At 40.4% G+C, this 22,850-nt stretch carries 22 protein-coding genes; 11 read left to right on the top strand and 11 right to left on the bottom strand.

Annotated features, from left to right (window positions below; genetic code table 11):
• Window positions 1-14 precede the first annotated feature (14 nt).
• The 11 genes from AC1EJ0_RS07320 to AC1EJ0_RS07270 all read right to left on the bottom strand — a co-directional run bounded on the left by AC1EJ0_RS07320 (window position 15) and on the right by AC1EJ0_RS07270 (window position 9,226).
• Window positions 15-815, bottom strand: coding sequence for a metallophosphoesterase (locus tag AC1EJ0_RS07320; RefSeq protein ID WP_480023854.1), 801 nt, complete (start codon window positions 813-815; stop codon window positions 15-17).
• Window positions 812-2,704 (bottom strand): tRNA uridine-5-carboxymethylaminomethyl(34) synthesis enzyme MnmG, encoded by a 1,893-nt coding sequence (mnmG, locus tag AC1EJ0_RS07315; protein WP_480023855.1) that lies wholly within the window; start codon window positions 2,702-2,704, stop codon window positions 812-814. The genes AC1EJ0_RS07320 and mnmG overlap by 4 nt, the downstream gene beginning before the upstream one ends.
• An 18-nt stretch (window positions 2,705-2,722) precedes the next feature.
• Window positions 2,723-4,078 carry a tRNA uridine-5-carboxymethylaminomethyl(34) synthesis GTPase MnmE gene (gene mnmE, locus AC1EJ0_RS07310; protein ID WP_480023856.1) on the bottom strand — a complete coding sequence of 452 codons (1,356 nt, stop codon included), beginning with the start codon at window positions 4,076-4,078 and terminating at the stop codon, window positions 2,723-2,725.
• Between the two features lie 96 nt (window positions 4,079-4,174).
• Window positions 4,175-4,330, bottom strand: a complete 156-nt coding sequence (locus AC1EJ0_RS07305) for a hypothetical protein (RefSeq protein ID WP_480023857.1) — start codon at window positions 4,328-4,330, stop codon at window positions 4,175-4,177.
• A 97-nt stretch (window positions 4,331-4,427) separates the two neighbouring features.
• Entirely contained in the window at window positions 4,428-5,135 is a 708-nt protein-coding gene (gene jag, locus AC1EJ0_RS07300; RefSeq protein WP_480023858.1) for an RNA-binding cell elongation regulator Jag/EloR, read from the bottom strand.
• Window positions 5,125-5,832, bottom strand: coding sequence for a YidC/Oxa1 family membrane protein insertase (locus tag AC1EJ0_RS07295; RefSeq protein ID WP_294796727.1), 708 nt, complete (start codon window positions 5,830-5,832; stop codon window positions 5,125-5,127). Before AC1EJ0_RS07295 ends, jag begins: the two co-directional genes overlap by 11 nt.
• Before the next feature lie 38 nt (window positions 5,833-5,870).
• The gene (gene yidD / locus AC1EJ0_RS07290; RefSeq protein WP_294984057.1) at window positions 5,871-6,086 is read right to left on the bottom strand and encodes a membrane protein insertion efficiency factor YidD; all 216 of its coding nucleotides are present in this window, start codon (window positions 6,084-6,086) and stop codon (window positions 5,871-5,873) included.
• Window positions 6,079-6,429, bottom strand: coding sequence for a ribonuclease P protein component (gene rnpA / locus AC1EJ0_RS07285; RefSeq protein ID WP_058259631.1), 351 nt, complete (start codon window positions 6,427-6,429; stop codon window positions 6,079-6,081). The genes yidD and rnpA overlap by 8 nt, the downstream gene beginning before the upstream one ends.
• 3 nt (window positions 6,430-6,432) lie before the next feature.
• Window positions 6,433-6,567: a 50S ribosomal protein L34 gene (gene rpmH / locus AC1EJ0_RS07280; RefSeq protein ID WP_294984052.1), complete on the bottom strand. Its 135-nt coding sequence runs from the start codon at window positions 6,565-6,567 to the stop codon at window positions 6,433-6,435.
• A gap of 528 nt (window positions 6,568-7,095) precedes the next feature.
• On the bottom strand, window positions 7,096-7,323 hold the full coding sequence (locus AC1EJ0_RS07275) for a hypothetical protein (RefSeq protein ID WP_480023860.1): 228 nt from the start codon (window positions 7,321-7,323) through the stop codon (window positions 7,096-7,098).
• 565 nt (window positions 7,324-7,888) lie between these two features.
• On the bottom strand, window positions 7,889-9,226 hold the full coding sequence (locus AC1EJ0_RS07270) for an ATP-binding protein (protein WP_480023861.1): 1,338 nt from the start codon (window positions 9,224-9,226) through the stop codon (window positions 7,889-7,891).
• Window positions 9,227-10,318: 1,092 nt separating this feature from the next.
• Between AC1EJ0_RS07270 and dnaA the strand changes: the two genes are divergently transcribed.
• The 11 genes from dnaA to lipA all read left to right on the top strand — a co-directional run bounded on the left by dnaA (window position 10,319) and on the right by lipA (window position 22,127).
• Window positions 10,319-11,650, top strand: coding sequence for a chromosomal replication initiator protein DnaA (dnaA, locus tag AC1EJ0_RS07265; protein ID WP_480023862.1), 1,332 nt, complete (start codon window positions 10,319-10,321; stop codon window positions 11,648-11,650).
• Window positions 11,651-12,092: 442 nt separating this feature from the next.
• The gene (gene dnaN, locus AC1EJ0_RS07260; protein ID WP_480023863.1) at window positions 12,093-13,187 is read left to right on the top strand and encodes a DNA polymerase III subunit beta; all 1,095 of its coding nucleotides are present in this window, start codon (window positions 12,093-12,095) and stop codon (window positions 13,185-13,187) included.
• 39 nt (window positions 13,188-13,226) lie between these two features.
• Entirely contained in the window at window positions 13,227-13,430 is a 204-nt protein-coding gene (locus tag AC1EJ0_RS07255) for an RNA-binding S4 domain-containing protein (RefSeq protein WP_480023864.1), read from the top strand.
• Complete coding sequence (recF, locus tag AC1EJ0_RS07250; protein WP_480023865.1) at window positions 13,424-14,524, top strand: DNA replication/repair protein RecF; 1,101 nt, start codon at window positions 13,424-13,426, stop codon at window positions 14,522-14,524. The genes AC1EJ0_RS07255 and recF overlap by 7 nt, the downstream gene beginning before the upstream one ends.
• Window positions 14,514-16,421 (top strand): DNA topoisomerase (ATP-hydrolyzing) subunit B, encoded by a 1,908-nt coding sequence (gene gyrB / locus AC1EJ0_RS07245; RefSeq protein WP_480023866.1) that lies wholly within the window; start codon window positions 14,514-14,516, stop codon window positions 16,419-16,421. Before recF ends, gyrB begins: the two co-directional genes overlap by 11 nt.
• Window positions 16,422-16,433: 12 nt before the next feature.
• Window positions 16,434-18,872 carry a DNA gyrase subunit A gene (gyrA, locus tag AC1EJ0_RS07240; protein ID WP_480023867.1) on the top strand — a complete coding sequence of 813 codons (2,439 nt, stop codon included), beginning with the start codon at window positions 16,434-16,436 and terminating at the stop codon, window positions 18,870-18,872.
• 15 nt (window positions 18,873-18,887) lie between these two features.
• Window positions 18,888-19,202, top strand: coding sequence for an STAS domain-containing protein (locus AC1EJ0_RS07235; RefSeq protein WP_058259641.1), 315 nt, complete (start codon window positions 18,888-18,890; stop codon window positions 19,200-19,202).
• Window positions 19,199-19,534, top strand: coding sequence for an ATP-binding protein (locus AC1EJ0_RS07230; RefSeq protein WP_294796784.1), 336 nt, complete (start codon window positions 19,199-19,201; stop codon window positions 19,532-19,534). Before AC1EJ0_RS07235 ends, AC1EJ0_RS07230 begins: the two co-directional genes overlap by 4 nt.
• Window positions 19,531-20,289, top strand: coding sequence for a SigB/SigF/SigG family RNA polymerase sigma factor (locus AC1EJ0_RS07225; protein WP_480023868.1), 759 nt, complete (start codon window positions 19,531-19,533; stop codon window positions 20,287-20,289). Before AC1EJ0_RS07230 ends, AC1EJ0_RS07225 begins: the two co-directional genes overlap by 4 nt.
• Entirely contained in the window at window positions 20,286-21,269 is a 984-nt protein-coding gene (gene lplA / locus AC1EJ0_RS07220; protein ID WP_480023869.1) for a lipoate--protein ligase, read from the top strand. The genes AC1EJ0_RS07225 and lplA overlap by 4 nt, the downstream gene beginning before the upstream one ends.
• Window positions 21,270-22,127 (top strand): lipoyl synthase, encoded by an 858-nt coding sequence (gene lipA, locus AC1EJ0_RS07215; RefSeq protein WP_480023870.1) that lies wholly within the window; start codon window positions 21,270-21,272, stop codon window positions 22,125-22,127.
• The last annotated feature ends 723 nt before the right edge of the window (window positions 22,128-22,850 follow it).

Raw genomic sequence — 22,850 nt, 5'->3', positions numbered from 1 at the left:
TTCCACGTGGAACATTATTTTCTTAAGTGTAGTAAAACCATCTCGGGCGGGTTGTTTAGCCGCGGCACGAGCTTTAGTCCGCGCGCTAGGCCTCTCGAAACGACTTCGCATCTGCCGTTCGCCTCATATACGCCGCCAGCATACTTTGGAAATATTCCTTGGTTCGGCGCAAAAACTCCGTTATTTATAGGAGGCAGGCGCCACTGACCGCCATGCGCATGGCCCGCGATAATTAAATCTGCGTTTAAGTCCTTAAACTGATCCTTCGTAAGTGGCTTGTGCGAGAGAACGATGCGATAATCATTAAAATCCGTATCCGCATCGAGCCTCTTAGCCACATGCGCCGCGTAATCCTTCATTCGCCAAGGGTGCCTGTCTCTAAAGCCCCAAATTTCTATTTGCTTATCGTCAGCTTTGTAAATGGCCTTGCCATCATCCAAGACTGTGATCCCCATGGACGCAAGCTTATTCATGTGCAGCTCTGCCTTGCCGGAGATGATCTCGTTATTGCCTAGGATGTAGTAGCACTTGTATTTTTTGATGCCATCCACAAATTCATAGCCTTTTTTATCGTCGATCTTGTCATCAAATATATCGCCCGGCATTAGTATTGCGTCAAATGGAATGCTATCGACTATATCAAGCAGCTCTCTTTGATTTTCGCCAAAGTCCATCGAATGCAAGTCACTGAGCACGAGCAAATCCATATCCATGGGTGCCTTTACTGTGTACTCACTCACAACTAATTCTTTCTTCCACATAGTGAATAGGGCGAGTGCCATTAGTGCGGCGATTGCTATAATCACATAAATCATTTGCGTTTATTTACTTCCATATATATAATGATGTTGTTGATGTCGGCTGGTGTAACGCCGCTGATTCTCGAGGCTTGGCCAAGGTTTAACGGTCTAAACTTTTCGAGCTTTTCCTTCGCTTCGGTCTTTAGGCCCTTAACGAGGCTATAATCAAAGTCCTTAAGTGAACGCTCTTCCATCTTTAAAAAGTTCTCTATCTCTTTATTTTGCTTCTTGATGTAGCCGTCGTACTTGACAATTGTCTCGAGCTCAAGTATTTCGTCCGGCTTATCCATAGATAAATCCATAAACTTAGCTAAATTATTGTAATGTATCTCTGGGCGGCGAAGTAGCTCTTCAAGTGTTACTGCTGTCTTTAGTCCAGTCGTGCCAAGGCTTTCAAGGTAAGCGTTTGTCTCTTCCTTTGGGCCAATGGACTTCGACTTCAATTTTTCAAGCTCGCCCTCGATGCGTTTTTTCTTCTCAAGCATTCTATTGTAACGCTCTTCGCTCGCAAGACCAATCCTATAAGCATAGTCAGTGAGCCTCATGTCAGCGTTGTCCTGACGTAGACTTAGCCTATATTCACAGCGGCTCGTCATCATACGATACGGCTCGTTTGTGCCTTTCGTAACGAGGTCGTCGATCAAAACGCCGATGTAGCCCTCGCTCCTTTTGATAATGAAGGGATCCTTGCACTCAAGCTTTAGGTAGCAGTTGATGCCCGCCATGATGCCTTGTGCGGCGGCCTCTTCGTAGCCCGATGAACCATTGATTTGGCCCGCGAAAAATAAATTCTCATGCTTTTTGGACTCAAGGCTAAGCTTTAGGGAAGTGGGATCGATCGCGTCATACTCAATCGCGTAGGCGCTCCTCATAATTTCGGAGTGCTCAAGCCCCTGAATCATCCTATACATCTCAACTTGCATCTCCTCAGGAAGCGCCGTCGAAACGCCTTGGATGTACATTTCATCAGTGTCCGTGCCCTCTGGCTCGATGAAAACTTGGTGCTGATCCTTGTCCTTAAAACGAAGCACTTTATCCTCTATACTTGGGCAATAGCGCGGACCTTCGCCAGTTATGTCGCCAAGCGTCCTCGCCGAGCGATCCATGTGCGCTAAAATATATTCGTGCATTGGCTTAGTAGTGTATGTTAGGTAACAAACCTCTTGTTCTTTGAGAATAGCATCCGCCTCATTCATAAACGAGAAGGGGACTATTGTTTTGTCGCCCTCTTGTACAGCCATCTTTGACGTGTCAATGCTACGCCTATGGACTCTAGCTGGTGTACCAGTCTTCATCCTACGTAAATCAATGCCATGCTCATTTAACGATGCCGATAGATATCGAGCAGGGAAGCGGCCATCGGGGCCCGACTCGTAATTTAGCTCGCCCTCAAATATTCTTCCTTTAAGATAGGTGCCTGTCGCCAAAATGACTGCCTTCGCCTCAAGTACAGCGCCTGTAGTCATTCGTACGCCAGTGGCGCGGCCATTATCATCAAAAATGACTTCGTCCACTTCGCCTTGGATTATGGTAAGGTTCGGCTCCTGTTCAAGTGTCTTCTTCATCTCGCGGTGGTAGGCCTGCTTGTCGGCCTGAACGCGCAAAGAGTGCACGGCTGGGCCTTTTGAGGTATTCAGCATACGCGACTGAATGTAGGTTTTGTCGATGTTTTTCGCCATCTCGCCGCCAAGCGCGTCAATCTCGCGAACGAGGTGACCCTTGCCAGTGCCGCCAATGTTAGGATTGCAGCTCATTGCAGCGATTGCGTCGAGGCTGATGGTGATGACAGCAGTTTTCTTGCCAAGGCGGGCAAGTGCTAGCGCCGCCTCGCATCCAGCGTGTCCAGCGCCGACTACGACTGCATCGAACGTGCCTCTAATATATGTTTTTTCTCTTCTTTGCATAAAATCACTTCCTTTAGTCTATTTGCCGATGCAAAAGTTTTGGAAAATCTTATCAAGTATCTCGCTGTCGAGCTTCTCGCCAAGTATTTCAAGAAGGCTATCGAGAGCGGCTCTTATGTTGACTATGAGTAGATCGTAGACTTGTTTGTGCTGAGCATCATTTAATGCCTCGCTTATGGCTGTGTGTGCCTTATTAAGTAGATCCATCTCCCGTAGATTAGCGTAAACTAGGTCATCTTGAGTAATTTCGCCACCTAAAAACATCTCCTTAATCATGTCTTTAAGCGCTTCAAAGCCTTCGCCAGTCTTTAGGCTCGTTAAAATGTATTTTGCATTTTGCTCGAAATGGTCTAGGTACTCGCCATTCTCGCCTTCGTCTACCTTATTTAGTATATATATGTGTTTTTTCTCTTGAACCATGTCAATGATCTCTTTATCGCCCTCGGTCATAGGCTTTGAGTAATCAAAAACTGCTAGAACGAGGTCAGCGTCCTTGATTGCCTTCTTCGATATGGCGACGCCCATGCGCTCAATTTCATCCGATGCCTCACGAATGCCGGCCGTATCCATAAGTTTAAGGCTGATGCCCTCAAGGTCGATGTACTCGGTGATCATGTCACGTGTAGTGCCCTCGATATTCGAGACGATGGCCGTTTCTTCGCGGGTAAATGTGTTTAGAAGCGAGGATTTGCCTACGTTTGGTACGCCGACTATGGACGTTTTGATGCCGTCCTTAATAAGCGTCGATGTAGATGCGCGCCTGATGTGCTCTGCTAAGCTATCTTTCACATCTGTCAATGTATTCGTGATGCGCTCGTAGCTGATCTCCTCTATGTCTTCTTCTGGATAATCGATGGCGACCTCGATATTTGCAATGAGCATCTTAAGGCTATCTGCAAGGCCATTAATAAAGTCACGGACTGATCCATCAAAGGCTTTTAGAGACAGATTATAGCTCATGTCGGTCTTGGCGTTGATCATGTCAGCGACAGCCTCAGCCTGTGTGATGTCGATTCTGCCACCAATAAAGGCCTTCTTCGTAAACTCGCCGCGCTCAGCAAGTTCCGCGCCATTTTTCAAAAGCAGGTTAAGTATCCTTCTTTGACTAATTACACTACCGTGCGAATAAATCTCGACCATGTCCTCTGTAGTGTAGGTATTTGGCGCCTTCATAAAGCATATCAAGACTTCGTCGACAAAGCCCGCGCCGTCATAAATCCTGCCGAAGTACATATATTTATTTTTAAAATCATCTTTGCCGCTTGCCGAGCGAAAAATTTTCTTCGCAATAGCAAAACTATTCGCCCCGCTCATCCTGATGATGGCGATGGCGCCCGGCTGCATAGCAGTTGATATTGCACAAATCGTTCTCATTTCTTCTCCTTTGTATATTGTTTTTAGATTTTAAATATGTGAATATTTAAAATCGCAAGAAAAATTACGTAAGTAATTTTTCTTTTGTATTTTCAATTAGGCTAGTATTCTTGCCATGTCAATCAAAATCAATATCTCTAGTATTTTTGCCTTGTCTAGCAAAATCACTTTCTCTAGCATTCTTGCCTCGTCTAGTAAAATCACTTTCTCCATCAATTTTGCCTTGTCTAGCAAAATCACTTTCTTAAGCAATTTCACTCAGCATAGCATTTTCAGTCATCGTGGCAAGGCCATTGCCATTACCATAATCATAAAGATAAATAAAAAAGAGGCTATATAAGCCTCCTAATTACTTCGCTATGATACAAACTCTTCTGTGAGGCTCGTTGCCCTCAGAAAATGTTTTTACGCCTTCAATACCTGCTAAGGTTTCGTGAACGATACGTCTGTCATAGCTAGTCATGTACTCTAATGAAACCTTAGTACCATACTTTCTAGCCCTTTCACAACCTTGTATAGCAAGCTCTCTAACTTTCTCTTGTCTTTTCTTTCTGTAGTCGCCAACGTCGATGTAAAGCCTCTTAAACTCAGCCAGCGACTTGTTTAGCTGAATTTGCGCTATCGTGTTCATAGAGTCCAAAACCGCACCCTTCTTACCGATCAGTTTCGACGTGTCATCCGATGAGTCCCCATCAATCAAAACCTTGATCATATCGTCAGACTCATCAATCTTGTACGAAGCCTTTACCTCAAATAGCCTAAAGAACTCGTCCAAGAAGTTTTTTAATATAATTATATGTTCAGCGTCAGCACCATTGCCATCATCATGGATTTCGTGATTTTCACAGCCATGTTCATGGTCCTCGCATCCGCAGTGACACTCACTTACTTCTTCATAAGTAACCTCAATCACAGCGTCCTTTGCGCCGATACCTAAAAAACCTTTACTATCTTCATTTATTACATCAACAGTGAAGGCGTCTCTACTCATGCCAAGTTCAGTCTCAGCCTTGATTATAGCGTCTTCAATAGTCTTTGCTTCAAATCTACTTTTCACTTACAATTACCTCCTCTTTCTTAATGATCCTATTTTGTACAAATTGCTGAATTGCAGCAAATAGGCTTGATACAGCCCAGTACAAAGCTAGGCCAGCTGGATATTTAACTGTAAAGAAAAATGTCATTAACGGCATAAAATACTGCATCATATTCATAGACTTGGCTTGCTGCTGGTCAGTCATACCGACCCTTGGCGTAGTCACACTCATTAGAAGCGTTACAAGCGTTGCAATTAGTGGAAGACCATACCAATATGGGTCAGCTAAAGTTAAATCCTTGATCCAGAAAAAAGTCTTGTCCATCGCAGCGTACTTAGCCGCGCCAAACGCGTATATTGACGGATCCTTACATACTTGGAAGAAGGCAATCAAGATAGGGAACTGAATAAGCAGAGGCAAGCAGCCGCCAGTGATTGACGCGCCTTCTTGTCTGTAAAGCTCCATAACCTTTTGAGAGGCGATCTGTTGATCGTAGCCGTACTTCTCTTGAATTTCCTTAACCTTAGGCTGTAAGTCCGCAGTCTTCTTCATCTTCTTAGTAGAAGAAATTTGTAGTGGCAAAACCAGTAATTTCACGATAATAGTCGAGATAATGATAGTCATTGCCAAAAACGAGAAGTTTGCAGGCTCCGCGCCCATGCTAGCAAGCTGATCATATATGAAATTAAAAAGGTAACCTAAAATTTTACCTAACATATAAATCCTCCTTACGATAAATAAAGCCTAAAGGAAAACTATACAAGCGGGTCATAGCCGCCCTCTGACCATGGATTGCAGCGAAGCACACGCTTCACAGATAAATACAAGCCTTTGAAAAAACCATATTTCTCAAAAGCTTCTATCGCATACTCAGAGCAAGTTGGCGTGAAAATACAGCTGGGCCTCTTGTGAAAAATCTTATGTGCCACAAAGCGGTAAAACTTCACAACCATAACCATAATCCTACTCATAAGCTTTATCCTTTAAAACATTTATTTTTCTTAACAAAGAAAGAAATCTTTTTCTAATCTTGTAGAAATCGTAGTCAATAACCGTAGGCTTCACCGAAATCACAATGTCATAAGGCTTATCAAAATCCCCTGCGTGCGCCTCGATGATGGCCTTGAGCCTTCTCTTTAGTAAATTCCTCTTATTCGCCTTGCCGTACTTTTTACTAATAGCAAAACAAAACCTAGGGTGATCTAGGTTATTATAGCGGTAATATACCGTAAAAGACTCGTTAAAGGCCTTCTTCTTCGACAAGAAAACCCTGTTAATATCTACTTTCTTTCTTAAACTCAAATACCTTTGCATAAATTATGCAGTTAATCTCTTTCTTCCTTTTAATCTTCTTCTCTTTAAGACATTTCTACCAGACTTAGTTGACATTCTTTTTCTGAAACCATGTTCAACTTTTCTTTGTCTTTTCTTAGGTTGATAAGTTCTCTTCATTTATATACACCTCCTATAGTACATAAACTCCTATAGTAATTATAATTAATTAAGAGGCCTTTGTCAAGAGAAAATTATGAAAATATTAATATAATAGATAAATTAGTACTTTTACTATGTTTATAGAGTAGTTTTGTGGATAAAAAAGAACCTCACACATAAATGGTAAGATTCTTTAAGCTACATATTATGTAGAATTTTTTGGAGTGGCCGCAAATTTAATAAAATCTACGTTCACTTCGTTAATTTGCAAAGAAATTTAGATGATTGAAGAACCTCGTCCATAAATGGCCGAGGACCTTTACGCTACGCTTTTGTACAGAATTTTTTGGAGAGGCCGTAAGTTTAATCAAATCGACGTTCACTTCGTTCCGTCTCTTTGTAAACTCTGGCATAAATCATACATTACCAATCGAACTTAGCTTCGCTTGTTCTCTTGGTGTATGAAATTAACGTGTGCTAAATGCACTCCGCAGCGACAAAATAATTCGAAACTAGCGAAAGGGCTAAATTTAATGCGAATTAACATTAATCTCTTTTTAAAGACGCTTTGTAAATGGCATCAAACACTTGACTCATTGTGAATATACTCATAAGTAGAGCAGCGCCTCTGCAGATGATTAGAGCATCTGGATAAGTTGCAACACCAGGGATTTTAAAAGCAGCCGGCTTCAAATATAAGAAAAAGAAAGTCCCAGCTACGATGATCTTTAGTATAAAGTAATCCAAAAATGTCATCTTCTTCTTGTTGTTCATGATAAACCTCCTTTGATTATAAGTTTATTATAACACAGCAGGGGAAGTAGTTCAAGATGATTTTAGGCACAAGCCTTTTATAAAAAATTCCGCTTGAATTGAAAATATTGATTGCAGTTAAAAAATTTAACCGAGCATAATTAAGAAAAGTGATTTTTATTATCTAATTTTATATTTAAGATGAAAATTTTGTATTCACTATCAAATAACAGAAAAGTGCTTTTACAGAGCGAAGCCTTCGGAGAAAACTGTTTTAATTTCTTTGCGAAGTGAGCCGACCGTGGGCTCATCTAGTTGAGCGAAGCGAACGAATATGAGACCACAGGCGAACAAGCTTAGAAATTATCAGTTTTCGTAGACGCAGCGAGCTATGAAAGCCGTAAGTTTAATCAAATCGACGTTCGCTATGCTCCGTCTCTTTGTAAACTCTGGCATAAGGCATGCATAGCCAATCGAGCTTCACTTTGATTGCTCTCTTGGTGCATGGACTTAACGTGTGCTAAACGCACTCCGCAGCGACAAAATAATTCGAAACTAGCGAAAGGGCTTGATTCAATGCAAATTTTTATATTTCATCCAAAAACTGAGTATAATACACCGGCAAATACTCTATATCTCCCTCTTTAAGATAATCTTTTGTGTATATAACAAAACTTTTTCCTATCCTTGACCTATATTTGTCGATAAACACATCTAAGGATTTATGCGCTTTATAGCCAGATGACTTCACTTCTATAGGGTAGATTTTATTGCCACTTGAGATAAGAAAGTCAAGTTCATAAGTCTTTTTAAGCTCTTCATCGTAGCAAGTATTGAAGTAAAGGTCGTATCCTAGAGATCTAAGCGACGTTGCAACTGCATTTTCGTAGAGCATGCCAAGATTTACTTCTGACTTATTAGATAGCAATTTTTTATAAATTTCATTCTTTGTAAATGGCTTATCCATAAACATTAGCGTAACAAAGAGTCCTGTGTCTGACAGATATAGCTTGAACTTATTTATATCCTTAGTCAAAGCAAGCGAGGCGCCTGGATCGGTGCTGTTGTATGAGGCTAAAACCGTTTTTGACTCAATAAGCTCTCTGATCTCGTCTTGAACCGTGCTTGGCCTTTCATTTTTCAAAACTGATGATATTTTATATGAGCTTGTGTGCCTAGACAATTCTGACGGTATATTCTTATATAGATCAGAAGTAAAGCCTCTCGTGTCAAGTTTATAAAAATCGTCCAGGTACAATGTAATTATATTTCTCTTTACCATATCAACTTCTTCAAGATTATTGCTCTCGATGTACTTAAGTACAGCTTGAGGCATGCCGCCAACAAGCATATAAAGCCTAAATTTTAGAAGCATCTTGCGGCTTGCAGCTTCACCTAGACTAGTGCCATTCAAAAAGCACTCCCTTAAAATGTCGTTGCTAGCCGTATCACCCGTAGCCCACAAAAATTCTTCAAAGTCCATAGGATACATGCTTAATTTTTCTTCCTCGCTCGGTATTAGGATGTTCTCAACATTCTTCCTGATAGATATAAGCGAACCCGTCTCGATGTAATCATATTTGCCGTCTTCAACTAATAGTTTAATAGCTTGTCTAGCCTTTGGGCAAAATTGCACCTCGTCAAAAATAATTAAAGATTTTCTCTCAATAAGCTTAGTATTGAACAATAGTTGGAGCTGCATGAATAGATAATCAGTGCTACTTAAGTCCTCAAATAGATCTTTCAAATCTTTACCAGCACGCGAAAAATCTATAAGGATATAGCTTTCATATTCATTCTTTGCAAATTCTTCGACTATAGTAGATTTTCCGATACGTCTTGCACCCTCAATAAGTAGAGCAGTGCTGCCTTTTGACCTTCTTTTCCACTCAAGCATCTTAGCATAAATTTTTCTTTTAAACATAGTTTCACCTCAAACCCGACAATTCTTTTTCGCGTTTATACCACAAACCCGACAATTCTTCTTGGCACTTTTTCTGCAAACCCGACAATTCTTTTTCTTAATTATACCACAAACCCGACAATTGTTCAAGAAATTTTATGGGGATTATGGTGGGGCGGGGATAATAGTTGAATCAGATTAGTCGATTTTCTTAAATCGTTTTACGCGTGAATCCACTTTTCTAATTTTCCTTTTGCGCCTAGATTGATTTTTCTAATAATCATATGACGCGCGCTTGATGAAGCAGGCTTACCTTAAAATAATTTCCTCTTAGCCATAGCAAAATGACTTTCAAAAGTAAAATAGCTATCAATAGTAAAATTACTTAAGAAGTCCTCCTTGTAAGTTATAGCAAAATGCATATGATTTTTTATTTTGTTATATCTTTCAAGGCTAATAGGGGAAGTGAAATTAATTATCGAAGCAAAATAAATATTCTTAGCAAATTTAGAAAAGTGATTTTTCTTCTCTAATTTTATATTTAAGATGAAAATTTTGTATTCACTATCAAACGACAGAAAAGTGTATTAACGAGCGAAGCATTCGGAGAAAACTGCTTTAATTTCTTGGCGAAGTGAGCCGCCCGTGGGCTCATCTAGCTGAGCGAAGCGAACGGATATGAGACCACAGGTGAACGAGCTTAGAAATTATCAGTTTTCGTAGACGAGCAAGTGAGTTAATCACTTTTCTTTATCAATGGCAAAACTATAAACATTTGCCAGACACTGTCTGTTAAATTCATTTTTTATATCGAATAAGTAGAAGTTCAAAACCATTATCATGGAAGTTTATAAACAGTCTTTCCACAGCTTTAAAAAATAAATGTTGATAATTTTTTTATTTGTTGATATAATATAAAAGACATAGAAAATAGCGAAGATATTATCCTAGTTCTTGTTAATAAACTGTGGATATCCTGTGGAAATGTTGATAAATTTATGGACTTATCCACAGAAAAGGGCTATTATTCTATGCACAATGCGATTCGAGTAAATATACATATATAGACAGATGCCTGTGGATAAACTATCCACATAGGACGGAGGTAAAATTATGAACAACGCAAAGTCTCTATTTGCATCGTGTGTGGAGGCGCTTAAGGAAGACATTCCTATCAATAATATCGACTTGTGGATCAGTGTTTTAGAGCCGGTCGGCTTGGAGGATGATGTTTTGGTACTTTTGGCTCCAAATATATTCATAAAGAGTATAGTTGAGTTCAATTACAAGGACACTATCAAGAAAAAACTTGTGTCGATGGACGAGGGTGTGAGTGATGTCAAGGTTTTGGACCCTTCTCAAGGCTACGATTACAAGCAAAGTGTTGAGGAGACGTCGAAAAAAACTGGGGATATAATTCCAAATTTGAATCCATATTTCACGTTTAACAGATTTATTCCGGGGGATGCGAACCTTTATGTTTTTGAAAATTCTAAGAGAATAGCGGAAAATCCTGGGCTTTTATACAATCCATTCTTCCTTTTTGGTAAGACTGGTCTTGGAAAGACGCATTTGATTAATGCGATAGGCAATAAGATGCTAAAGGATCACAAGGATTTTAGGCTTTTATATATCACGAGTGAGGACTTCACAAATGAGCTTATTAGCTGCTTACAGAACAGAACGATGCGCGAATTTAAGGAGAAGTATCGCTCTTTGGACTGCTTGATTATTGACGATATTCAGTTTTTGTCGTATAAGGATCAAACGCAAGAGGAGTTTTTCCACACTTTTAACGCGCTTTACTCTATGAACAAGCAGATAATTATAGCGTCGGATAGGTCACCTAGTGACATTAAAAATATTCAAGACAGAATTATTAGCCGTTTTGAAAGTGGCTTAACTATTGAGGTTAAGCAGCCGCCTTTGGAAACGCGTATTGCCATTCTAAAAGCGAAGGCGGATGAAGAGAACTTAGATGTCTCTGATGATGTGCTTGAATACATCGCGAAACGCGCTAAGCAAAACATTCGTCAGCTTGAGGGAGCTCTTATGGGTGTCAAGGCTGCTTCTGAACAAGAGGACGGTACAAAGCTTGAAATTACTGTACCTTTAGCGAAGAGTGCGCTTGATTTTATGAGTCAAAGTGAGGAAAAAGAGATCACTATCGACTCGATTAAGGAAGCGGTTGCGAAGTATTTTAACATTTCGATTGAGGATATAAATTCGAAGAGGAAGCACTCTGATATAGCAATTCCAAGGCAGATAGCGATGTATTTCGCACGCGTTAATACTGATTTGTCGTACCCGAAGATTGGGGAAGCTTTTGGTGGACGCGATCACTCTACTGTGATATATGCCTACGAAAAGATTTTGAAGGAAAAGAAGACTAAGGCGAATATTAGGGACGCAGTTGAGGCTTTGGAAAAGATCATCTGTGGATAAGTCTTCTTTACTGAACATTTTATTCAGAAGACCTGTGGATAAATATTGATGATAAATATGGATTTGATAAACTTATCCACAATTATACAGGACCTACTACTATTACTCTTTATTTATATTATTATTAAGGCGAAAAGTAGTTTTAGTAAAAAAATAGAGATGAGAAAAATTTTCTTATATATATGATAAAAATAAAATTTACTAATATAAATTTTATTGCGATATCAAATACTTCATATTTGATATCTAATGCAAGGTTCCCGGGTACCCATCCAAAACGAAGTTTTGTGATAGGGTGGGGTTCTTTATCTTATTATATAGAAAATAGAGTTCAGGTAAAAATGGTAGAAGAACAAAACTATTATCATAATGAAAAATATTTTAAATGTTATATATATATGGAAGACCATTTCCATTAACAAGAAATAAATGAGGTGAAAAGATGAAATTCATTATCGACAAGGATGACTTTTTAAAACATATTACAATCGCTCAAAGGGCTATCTCTCAAAGAAGTCCTCTAGAAATTCTTGAAGCGATTAAGATAACTGCAGCAAATAACAGAATCAGGCTCGTTTCGACTGACACTGAACTAACTATCATCAGTGAATGTGAATGCACTGTGGTCGAAGAGGGCACTTGCTGCTTCTCAAACAAACTTCTTTCTGATATAGTTAGAAAGGTGCCATCTGGCGAGATCAGCTTTACATCAAACGGAGATGACGTCGAGATCAAGGCAAAGTTCTCGAAATTCAATCTAAAGAGCATGCCTCACGACGATTATCCAGAGATTGACACGCACTACAGCTTGGATAAGTCTGTGAAATTAACTATGAAAGAGCTTAATAAGATTATCAAGAAAACACTGTTCTCAACTAGTCAAGATCAAGCGAGACCAACGCTTTGCGGCGTTTACTTCAAGTTTGAAGATGGCCTTTTAAGCGCGGCAAGTCTTGACGGCTACAGAATTAGCTCTTTAAAGTTCAAGGTGGCAGTTGAGGAGAATAGCTCATTTATCGTGCCTTACAGAACTTTAGCTGAAATACAAAAGATGCTTGACGACACAGACGATATCGTGGAAATATCTTACGCAAGGGACAAGGCTGTCTTTAAAATAGACAGTGCACTTCTATATACAAGGTTAATAGAAGGCGACTTCTTCAACTACGAAGAAGTCTTTGCAAGTGAGGACTACACTACTGTTGAGATCAATAGGATGGATCTAGTGAATGCCATCGAAAGGGTTTCCTTAATAGGTTTTGAGGACAGAATCAGTCTTATTGTCATGGACTTTAAGGACAATAACCTTAACATTGCCGCGTCAAACGAGCTAGGCAACGCGACTGACGACATCATGGTAGAAAAAACTGGCGATGACATCAAGATCGGCTTCAACGGCCGCTACGTTCTTGAAGGTCTCAAGGCCATGAGCGCGGATAAGCTTACACTAAAGCTTTCTGAAAGCATCAGACCTATGAAGATTTACGAGGGCGAGGAATATCGCTACCTTGTTTTACCTGTAAAAATGCAAGCATAAGTGAGAATATATAATAATAGTAGAGATTAGGTGAGAATTATGAAGTTTAAGCTAGAAGACGAATACATTCAGCTGCAAAATGTTTTAAAAGTTTGCGCAATTGCCCAAAGCGGTGCCATGGCGAAAAACATCATTCAAGATGGTCTAGTCAAGGTCAATGGCGAGGTAGAGACTCGCAGGGGCAAAAAGATTAGGCAAGGCGACGTGGTCACTATATTTGACGAAAGTATCGAGATATGTTAAAGAGTTTAAAGCTTGTAAATTACAGAAGCTTCTCAAAGTTATATTTGAAGTTTCATCCAAAAAAGAACATAATTTTGGCGAACAATGCCAAGGGCAAATCGAATGTGATTGAATCGATTTATATGCTCAGCTTTTTGAAGAGCTTTAGAACTGAGAGAAATGCGGAGCTGATCAAGTTTGGAAACGCATCGGCCTATGCCTCTTTTGAGTACCTTTACAAGGATATTTTAAATCGGGTTGAGATCACGATTGAGCCCAAAGGCAAGCTCGTTAAGCAAAATGACAAGATGATCAAGAATGCCAAGGAGTACAATCAACGCTTTGAGGCGGTTCTCTTTGAGCCATTCGACTTAAACATCTTAAAAGGCGCTCCAGGACTTAGGCGTAAGTACATTGACAGCATATTAACAAGGCTGTCGCCATCGTATCGCGACGAACTACTTAGCTACAATAAAGTGCTTATGAATAGAAATAAGGCACTTAAAATGTACAAGGATAAAAATTCTTTAAAGGCAGTACTAAAGTCCTACGATACACAGCTCATCACGCTTGGCGCGGCTCTCGTAGAGAAGAGAAAAACATTTACCGAGAACTTTAACGCCATTTGCAAGGCCATACATATGGACTTAAGCGGCGGAGACGAATTAAATATCGAGTACAAGACTAATATTGACATAGATAGTGACATAAAAACGGCTTACGAAAATGCTTTCACTGCCAATCTTGACAAGGATATCGAGAGAAAGACGACTGCGCTCGGCCCTCATAGAGATGATTATCCCATAAGCATAGGGGGCAATGAGGCGAGGAAATTCGCTTCGCAAGGCCAATTAAGAACTGTGATGCTCGCTATGAAGATTGCTGAACTTAAGATGATTAGCAGTTTTAACAAGGATGTGACCCTGCTTTTGGATGACGTTTTTAGTGAGCTTGACAAAAAAAGAAAGAAATACCTTCTTGATGCGGTGGGTGATATGCAAGTAATATTCACGCTTCAAGACATGGATGATATAAAAGATTTAATTGATGACGACTATTTACTTATAAAGTTAGAAACGAATGAAATGATTTACGGAGGAAGAAATGGAAGATAAGAATTATAATGCGGGTAGTATTCAGGTCCTTGAGGGACTAGAACCCGTTAGAAAAAGACCGGGTATGTACATCGGATCAACTGGCACAAAGGGTCTACACCACTGCGTTATGGAGGTTATGGACAACTCCATCGACGAAGTTTTGGCCGGCAGAGCGGATACGATAAATGTGAGGATTTACAAAGACGGAAGCATCTCTGTTGAGGACAACGGCTCGGGTATACCGGTTGAAGTCCATCCTAAGACTGGCAAATCGACTTTGGAGACAGTTCTTACTGTGCTTCATGCGGGCGGTAAGTTCAATAACGACGCATACAAGGTATCAGGCGGTCTTCACGGTGTTGGTGTTTCATGCGTTAACGCTCTTAGTGAATGGCTGATAGCGACTGTTAAGCGCTCGGGTCACATATATGAACAGCACTTTGCTAGAGGCAAGGCGCAAGGCGACATCGAGGTCGTTGGCGATACTAAAGAATCGGGTACTACTATACAATTTATGCCGGATGAGGAAATTTTCGACACGACTGAATTTTCAAAGGAAGTCCTTGTTAATAAGTTTAGAGAAACTGCCTTCCTTAATAAAGGCGTTCGCATCACTCTAATTGATGAAAGAGAAGAAGAGCCACAAGAGGAAGTTTTTCACTACGAAGGCGGTATCAAGAGCTTTGTTGAGTACATCAACCGTAGTAAAAACGCCATCACAAACGATATCATCTACTTCGACAAGTCCATGGACGACTGCGAGCTAGAGATTGCAATGCAATATACTGACGGTTATTCGGAAAACGTTTTAACCTTCGCAAATAACATACACACAACAGAAGGCGGCTACCATTTGACAGGTTTTAGAAACGCTTTAACAAGGGCGCTTAATGATTATGGTAGGAAAGCCAACATTATAAAGGAAAAGGAAGAAAATCTTTCTGGCGATGACGCGAGAGAGGGTCTGACAGCCATTGTCTCGGTTAAGCTTAAGGAGCCACAATTTGAGGGACAAACTAAGTCAAAGCTTGGTAATAGCGAGGTTCAAGGCATAGTGAACTCTGTAGCTTACCAAGAGCTTAATGACTACTTCGAACTTCATCCGCAAGAAGGAAAGAAGATTATCGAAAAGGCAATATCGGCGCAAAGGGCGCGTGAAGCGGCTAGAAAGGCTCGTGACCTATCAAGAGGCAAAAGAAGTGTCTTGGATAATACTACTTTACCGGGCAAATTGGCGGACTGCCAATCGAACGACAATACTGAGACAGAGATCTTCATAGTCGAAGGGGACTCAGCCGGCGGATCAGCTAAGCAAGGCAGGGACAGGAAGTTCCAAGCAATACTGCCACTTAGAGGTAAGATACTTAACGTAGAAAAGGCGAGACTCGACAAAATACTTGCTTACGAAGAGATAAAGGCGATGATCACTGCTTTTGGTACAGGTATTGACACAGAATTTAACATAGAAAAGCTTAGATATGGCAAGATCATCATCATGACCGATGCCGACGTCGACGGCGCTCACATAAGGACACTTCTACTAACATTCTTCTTTAGACATATGAGAGAGCTTGTTGACGATGGACACATCTACATCGCTCAACCACCACTATATATGGTTAGCAAAAATAGAAAAGAGTACTACGTATATGACGATGACGAGCTTGAAGTGCTATTAAAAGAGATAGGCAGAGACAACTACACAATTCAGCGTTATAAAGGTCTTGGTGAAATGAACCCTGAACAGCTTTGGGAGACTACCATGGACCCAGAACATAGAATTTTACTAAGAGTCAATGTAGATGACGCTGTTAACGCCGACGAGATATTCTCCATGCTCATGGGGGACAAGGTCGAACCGAGAAGAGAATTTATTGAAAAGAACGCAAAATACGCGTCGAACTTAGATATATAATGAGGTAAAAAGATGACAGATGAAGTAATTTTAAAAGATAAACAATTTAAGGATGTCAATGTCGAGCACGAGATGAAGTCGAGCTACTTGAGCTACGCGATGAGCGTTATCGTCTCAAGAGCGCTTCCTGACGTAAGAGACGGACTAAAACCGGTTCACAGAAGGATACTTTACTCGATGAACGAACTAGGCATCACACCGCAAGGTCAGTACAGAAAGTCCGCCAGAGTAGTCGGCGACGTGCTTGGTAAGTACCACCCACACGGTGACTCAGCCGTTTACGACGCTATGGTTAGACTTGCGCAGGACTTCAACACTAGATATTTACTTGTTGATGGCCATGGTAACTTCGGAAGCGTCGATGGCGATGGCGCTGCTGCGATGCGTTACACTGAAGTAAAGATGACAAAGATCGCCATGGAGATGCTTCGTGACATTAACAAAGACACAGTCGATTACATGCTAAACTTCGACGAGACAACGAAGGAGCCAGTTGTGCTTCCATCACGTTTCCCGAATTTACTTGTTAATGGTTCAGCAGGTATCGCCGTTGGTATGGCGACAAACATGGCGCCACACAATCTAAAAGAAGTTATCGACGCTTGCGTTGCCTACATCGATGACAAGGACATAGATGTCGAAGGACTTATGAAGTACATCAAGGGACCAGACTTTCCTACAGGCGCCTTGATTATGGGTAAAGACGGCATCAAAGAGGCATACAGCACAGGCAGGGGCCGCATCGTACAAAGAGCACTTTGTGAGATAGAAGAGAAAAAGGGCAGAGAAAAGATAGTTATCAGAGAGCTGCCATATCAAGTAAACAAGGCAAAACTTATACAAAAGATAGCCGAACTCGTAAGAGATAAGAAGATCGAAGGCATATCAGACATCAGAGACGAGTCCGATAGAGATGGTTTAAGAGTAGTTATAGACATAAAGCGTGATCAAAGCGCCAACATTGTTCTAAACAATTTATATAAGCAAACTCAAATGCAAAACACTTTTGGTATAATCAACCTAGCCCTTGTAAATGGCGAGCCAAAGGTACTTACACTAAAAGAGTTAATTGAATACTACATTATGCATCAATATGAGATAATAACTAGAAGAACACGTTATGATCTTGCAAAAGCTGAGGCTAGAGCGCATATCGTCGAAGGACTTCGTATTGCACTTGACCATATCGATGAGATTATAAAGGTAATCAGAGGCTCAAAAGACGACAAGACTGCTGCTAATGAGCTGATGACTAGATTTAAGCTAAGTGAAATTCAAGCAAGTGCCATCTTGGAGATGAGACTTAAGAGATTAACAGGACTTGAAAGAGACAAGCTTGAAGAAGAATACCTTGAACTGATAAAATTAATTAATCAATATAAGGAAATACTTGGCTCAGAAAGACTGATCTACGGCATCATCAAAGATGAGCTTATAGAGATCAGAGACAAGTACCAAGACTTAAGAAGAACAAGAATCATGCCAGACCCAGGCGAGATCGATACCATAGACATGATAGAGGACGAAGACGTTGTAATCACTCTAACACACTTTGGTTATATCAAACGTATGCCAGAGGGCGCATATAAGATGCAAAAGAGAGGCGGCAAGGGCGTTCAAGGCATGCAAAGACGTGACGAGGACTTCGTTGAGGACATCTACGTAGTATCGACTCATGACGACTTACTATTCTTCACAGACAAGGGCAGGGTCTACGCCATCAAAGCCTACGAAATACCAGAAAGTTCACGTCAAGCGAGGGGACTTGCCATAGTAAATCTAGTTCAGCTTGAAAAAGACGAGAAGATCTCAGCCATCATCCCAATAAAGAGAGATGAAGAAGGTGGCTATTTATCAATGCTTACAGAGCAAGGTATATACAAGAGAACTAGCCTTGACGAGTTCAAAAATATCAAGAAGAGAGGTCTTAAGGCGATAAATCTTAAGGACGACGACAAGGTTATAGGCGTTAGAAGGACTGCTGGAGACGAGAAGATTGCCTGCGTTACTAAGATGGGTAAGATACTGATCTTCGACGAAAAAACTACTAGAGCCATGTCAAGAACAGCGATGGGCGTTATTGCGATGAAGCTAAACAAGGACGACTGCATAGTCTCAATCGAAGTCGCTGACAAGAAGACAAGCCTTTTGATGATCACTGAGAATGGTTATGGCAAGAAGACAGCCTTTGATGAATTTAAGGTACAAGCAAGAAACGGCAAGGGCATGATCTGCTACAAAGTCACAGGAAAGACAGGACCGATAGTCGTTGCAAAAGCTGTAGAAGAGGAAGATGAGATCATGATCATCTCACTTAAAGGCGTTATAATCAGGATAGACAGTGACAGTATAAATGAATTAGGAAGAAACACACAAGGAGTTATACTTATGAAGCAAGCCGACGACAAAGTTGCCAGCGCATCAAAGTTTGTCTCCTCAGTTGAAGAATAAATATAGGAGGGCCATATGTTTGATTTAAACTTAATCGACCAAGGGGATCACTACCTTATCGAGCTGATAGGGGACCTCGACATTTACAATAACAAAAAATTCAAAGAAAAGCTAGCCGACATCTACGAAGAGCTTGATAAGGACCTAGTTGTAGATTGCTCGCGTCTTGAATACATTGACTCTACAGGCCTTGGTAGCTTTATAAGTCTACTAAAATTGACAAGAGACGAAGAAAAAGAAATCACAGTAAAAAATTTAAAGAAGAACATCAAGAAAGTCTTCAAAATTACTGATTTAGATAAATTATTTAACCTAGGAGACGACGAATGATATTTACACTAGATATTGAAAATAAGGAGAATTACCTTTCAATCTTTAGACTCATGGTCAGCAAGGTCATGGCAGAGGAAAATTACAAGTTTGACGATATAGAAGACACAAAAGTCGCCGTTGGAGAGATGGCTTTGGTGGCTCATGCCATTAACAAAGACAGAGTCAAAATGGATATCAAATTCAAAGAAAAGTCGATGATCATCACCATCTACCTAGATAAATATCCAGAGGGCGATGACTTCGAGATGAACATAGACATCATCAATGCACTTTCCGAAGCGATGCTCATTCAAGACGATAGGATTGAAATTATAAGGAAGAGACCATGACAAAGGCGAAGAAGAAGGACGACGTACAAAAGCTTTTTGAAGAGTACAGAAAAACTGGCGACCAGGCGCTTAGAGATGAGCTAATCGAGAGGAACCTCTACATTGCCGAGATACTTGCGAAGAAATTCGTCGGCAAGGGCATCGATTACGACGACATCTTTCAGATAGCGTCACTTGGGCTGATACTGGCAGTTGAAAGATACGAGCCAGAGCGCGGGTTTAAGTTCTCTAGCTTTGCTACGCCTACTATCTTGGGCGAGATCAAGCGTTACTTCAGAGACAAAGGCTGGACAATCAAGGTGCCGCGCCGCGTTCAAGAGAACACGAAGAAGGTCAAAGACGCCTACCACCACTTAAGCATGGTTAATGGCGAAGTGCCCACAGTTAAGGAGATAGCAGAGTACCTAGGCATTGAGACCGACGAAGTTTTGCTTGCGATGGACGCGGGCAAAGTTTATACGCCTCAGTCAATAGACTTTGAGATAGGAACTGATGATAAGAAGACCGCACTCGCTGACATCATAGGCGACGACGACCAAAGCTTTAAGGACTTTGAAGATAGAGAGCAGCTCGATAGCTGGATGAAAAACCTTTCAAACACCGAAAAGGAAATAGTGAGAAAGAGATTCTTCGAGCAAAAAACTCAGCTTGAGATAGCGGGCGAGATGGGCCTATCGCAGATGAGCGTTTCGCGTATAGAGAAAAAAGCGATTAAAGAGATCAAAAAGCATGCGAAAAGGGAGGACTTTTATTGATATTCGTAGACAACAAATCCCGAGATGGCGCGTATAATCACGCTCTCGAAGAGTACCTGATCAAAAATGTGAAGAGAGAGCTCTTCATGATTTGGCAAAACGAAAACACAGTACTTTTAGGCAGAAACCAAAATCCTTATAAGGAGATAAATATAGATTACATGAACGAAGTCGGCGCAAAGCTAGTGAGACGCCCCTCAGGCGGCGGCTGCATCTACACCGACGCAAATATAGTGCAGTACACAATAATCACGAAGAAAGAAGAAAATTCTTTAAGAAAGTTTACCGAGCCAGTCGTTCGCTACTTGAATGGCAAAGGCGTTAAGGCAGAGTTTACCGGCAGAAACGATATTATTGTTAATGGCAGAAAAATCTCCGGCAACGCGCAGTACAAGGACAGAGAGCTCATGATACACCACGGAAGCATCATTTATCAGGACAGCCCCATCGACATAGGAAGATTGCTTACGCCAGCCAAATTAAAGCTTGCGAAGAAGTCATTAACAAGCGTAAAGAGCCGCATCACAAGCCTTAAGTCCATGATGAATATGGATATATCCATGTTTATAGAAGAGCTGAAAGACTATATCAAGGACTATTACCATATAGATGAAGAATATATTTTAAGTGATGACGAATTAAAAAAAATAGAAGAGATAAGGAAAAATAAGTACGCAAACGACGAGTGGACCTACGGCCGCTACGGCAAATTCGATAAAGTGCACTCATTTGCGAGCGATGCCTGCGTCGTGGATATCTATTTGAAGAGCCATGACAATGTGATTGAAGACATTCGTATAGACGGCGACTATTTTGGAGAAAAAGCAAAAGAGGACTTGGAAGGACTATTCAAAGGCGTAAAACTTGAAAAAGATGATTTAATTAGGGCGCTCTCGGGTATTGATATGAGTGAATACATCGAGGGCATCACAAAAGATGAACTTGCAGAAAATATTTTAAAAACGAAATCAGGTGATTAAATGCAAGAGAAAAACTATATTAAAAAGCCAGATTGGCTAAGAATAAAGGTTACAGGCAACAAGAATAACGACGAGATCGAGCACATGCTAAAGGATTTGAAGCTCAACACCGTTTGTAAAGAGGCGAACTGCCCGAACAAGATGGAGTGCTACAAGTCGAGGACAGCGACATTCATGATACTTGGGGAGAATTGTACCCGCAATTGCAGGTACTGTAACGTCACTACGAAGAGGCCAGAAGAGGTCGACCCGCATGAGCCAGAGAATTTGGCAGAAGCGGTGAAGATACTTGGGCTTAAGCACGCAGTTATTACCTCAGTTACAAGAGATGACCTTGCAGACGAGGGCGCTACTCAGTTTAGAGACGTAATCAGATGGGTGAGAAAGCTAAATCCAGACACAACAGTCGAAGTCTTGATCCCAGATATGCACGCGAAAAAGGAGCTTCTAGACATAGTTATGGACGAGAAGCCAGATATACTAAACCACAATATCGAGACCATAGAAAGACTCTTCCCAGAAGTGCGTAAAGAAGGAAGCTTCAAGGACTCCATCGAAGTCATTAAGTACGCCAAAGAGAAGGGCTTAAAGACAAAGAGCGGATTTATGGTAGGACTTGGCGAGACAAAAGAAGAAGTACTTGCCTTAATCAAAGAGCTTTATGAAGCAGGCTGCGATTATATTACCATCGGACAATATTTGAGACCAAGTTTGAAACATTATGAAGTCAAGAGATATGTCCATCCGGATGAGTTTAAGGAGTATGAAGAATACGCTTTGAAAATAGGGATTAAGAAAATAGCTTCAGGACCGTTCGTACGTAGCTCGTATAGGGCCGCAGATATGATAGAGAAATAATTAGATAAAAATTTATTCACATAAATTTTCTTGCGCTTCAAAATGCTTGCGCATTTTAAATCTAAAAAATAATGGATATAGATTCACTTCTATATCCATTTTTCTATGTCTATCGCACGACGTATGTCAAACACCCGTCATATCTTTAGCAAAATCACTTACTCACTCACTCGTAATATGATTATTAAATTTACTTATTCAAACGCCCGTCATACGCTTAGTAATTTTACTATATCAAACGCATGTAAAACGATAAGCAGAATTTTTATTTCTCTTCTATTATATATAGGGGGCAAACTTATAAATAATATAAATACGATTCGCGCGTGAAACGATATTTGCGTTTAATGAATTGAATTAATTGTAAATAATCTATTATCTAAAGCAAAAGTAAAACGATTTTAAAAGAGTTAAGAGCGACGATGATTGGACTAAGTAAGTATTATACACTACTTGTAGTATTAATTTTATAAGCAATACACAAGTGTTAAAAGAAAATTAAAAAAATTTAAATTTTTTCAAAAAAACCCTTGACAAATAACTTTTTAAATGGTAGAATGGATAAGTCATCTGGAAAAACCATATGGCAAGCAAAACTGAATAAAAGTGAAAAGAACGATTTAAACCAATCAATTTTTTTATTGATAAATAATTTCGAATTTAAGAGCCAAGGATAACTTGGGATTAAATAAACCATTTAATCGAGAGTTTGATCCTGGCTCA

The organism is Fenollaria sp. C0166D3, assembly GCF_056590255.1.
The sequence above is the reverse complement of the archived record's forward strand: the minus strand, read 5'-3'. Positions and strand labels throughout refer to the sequence as shown.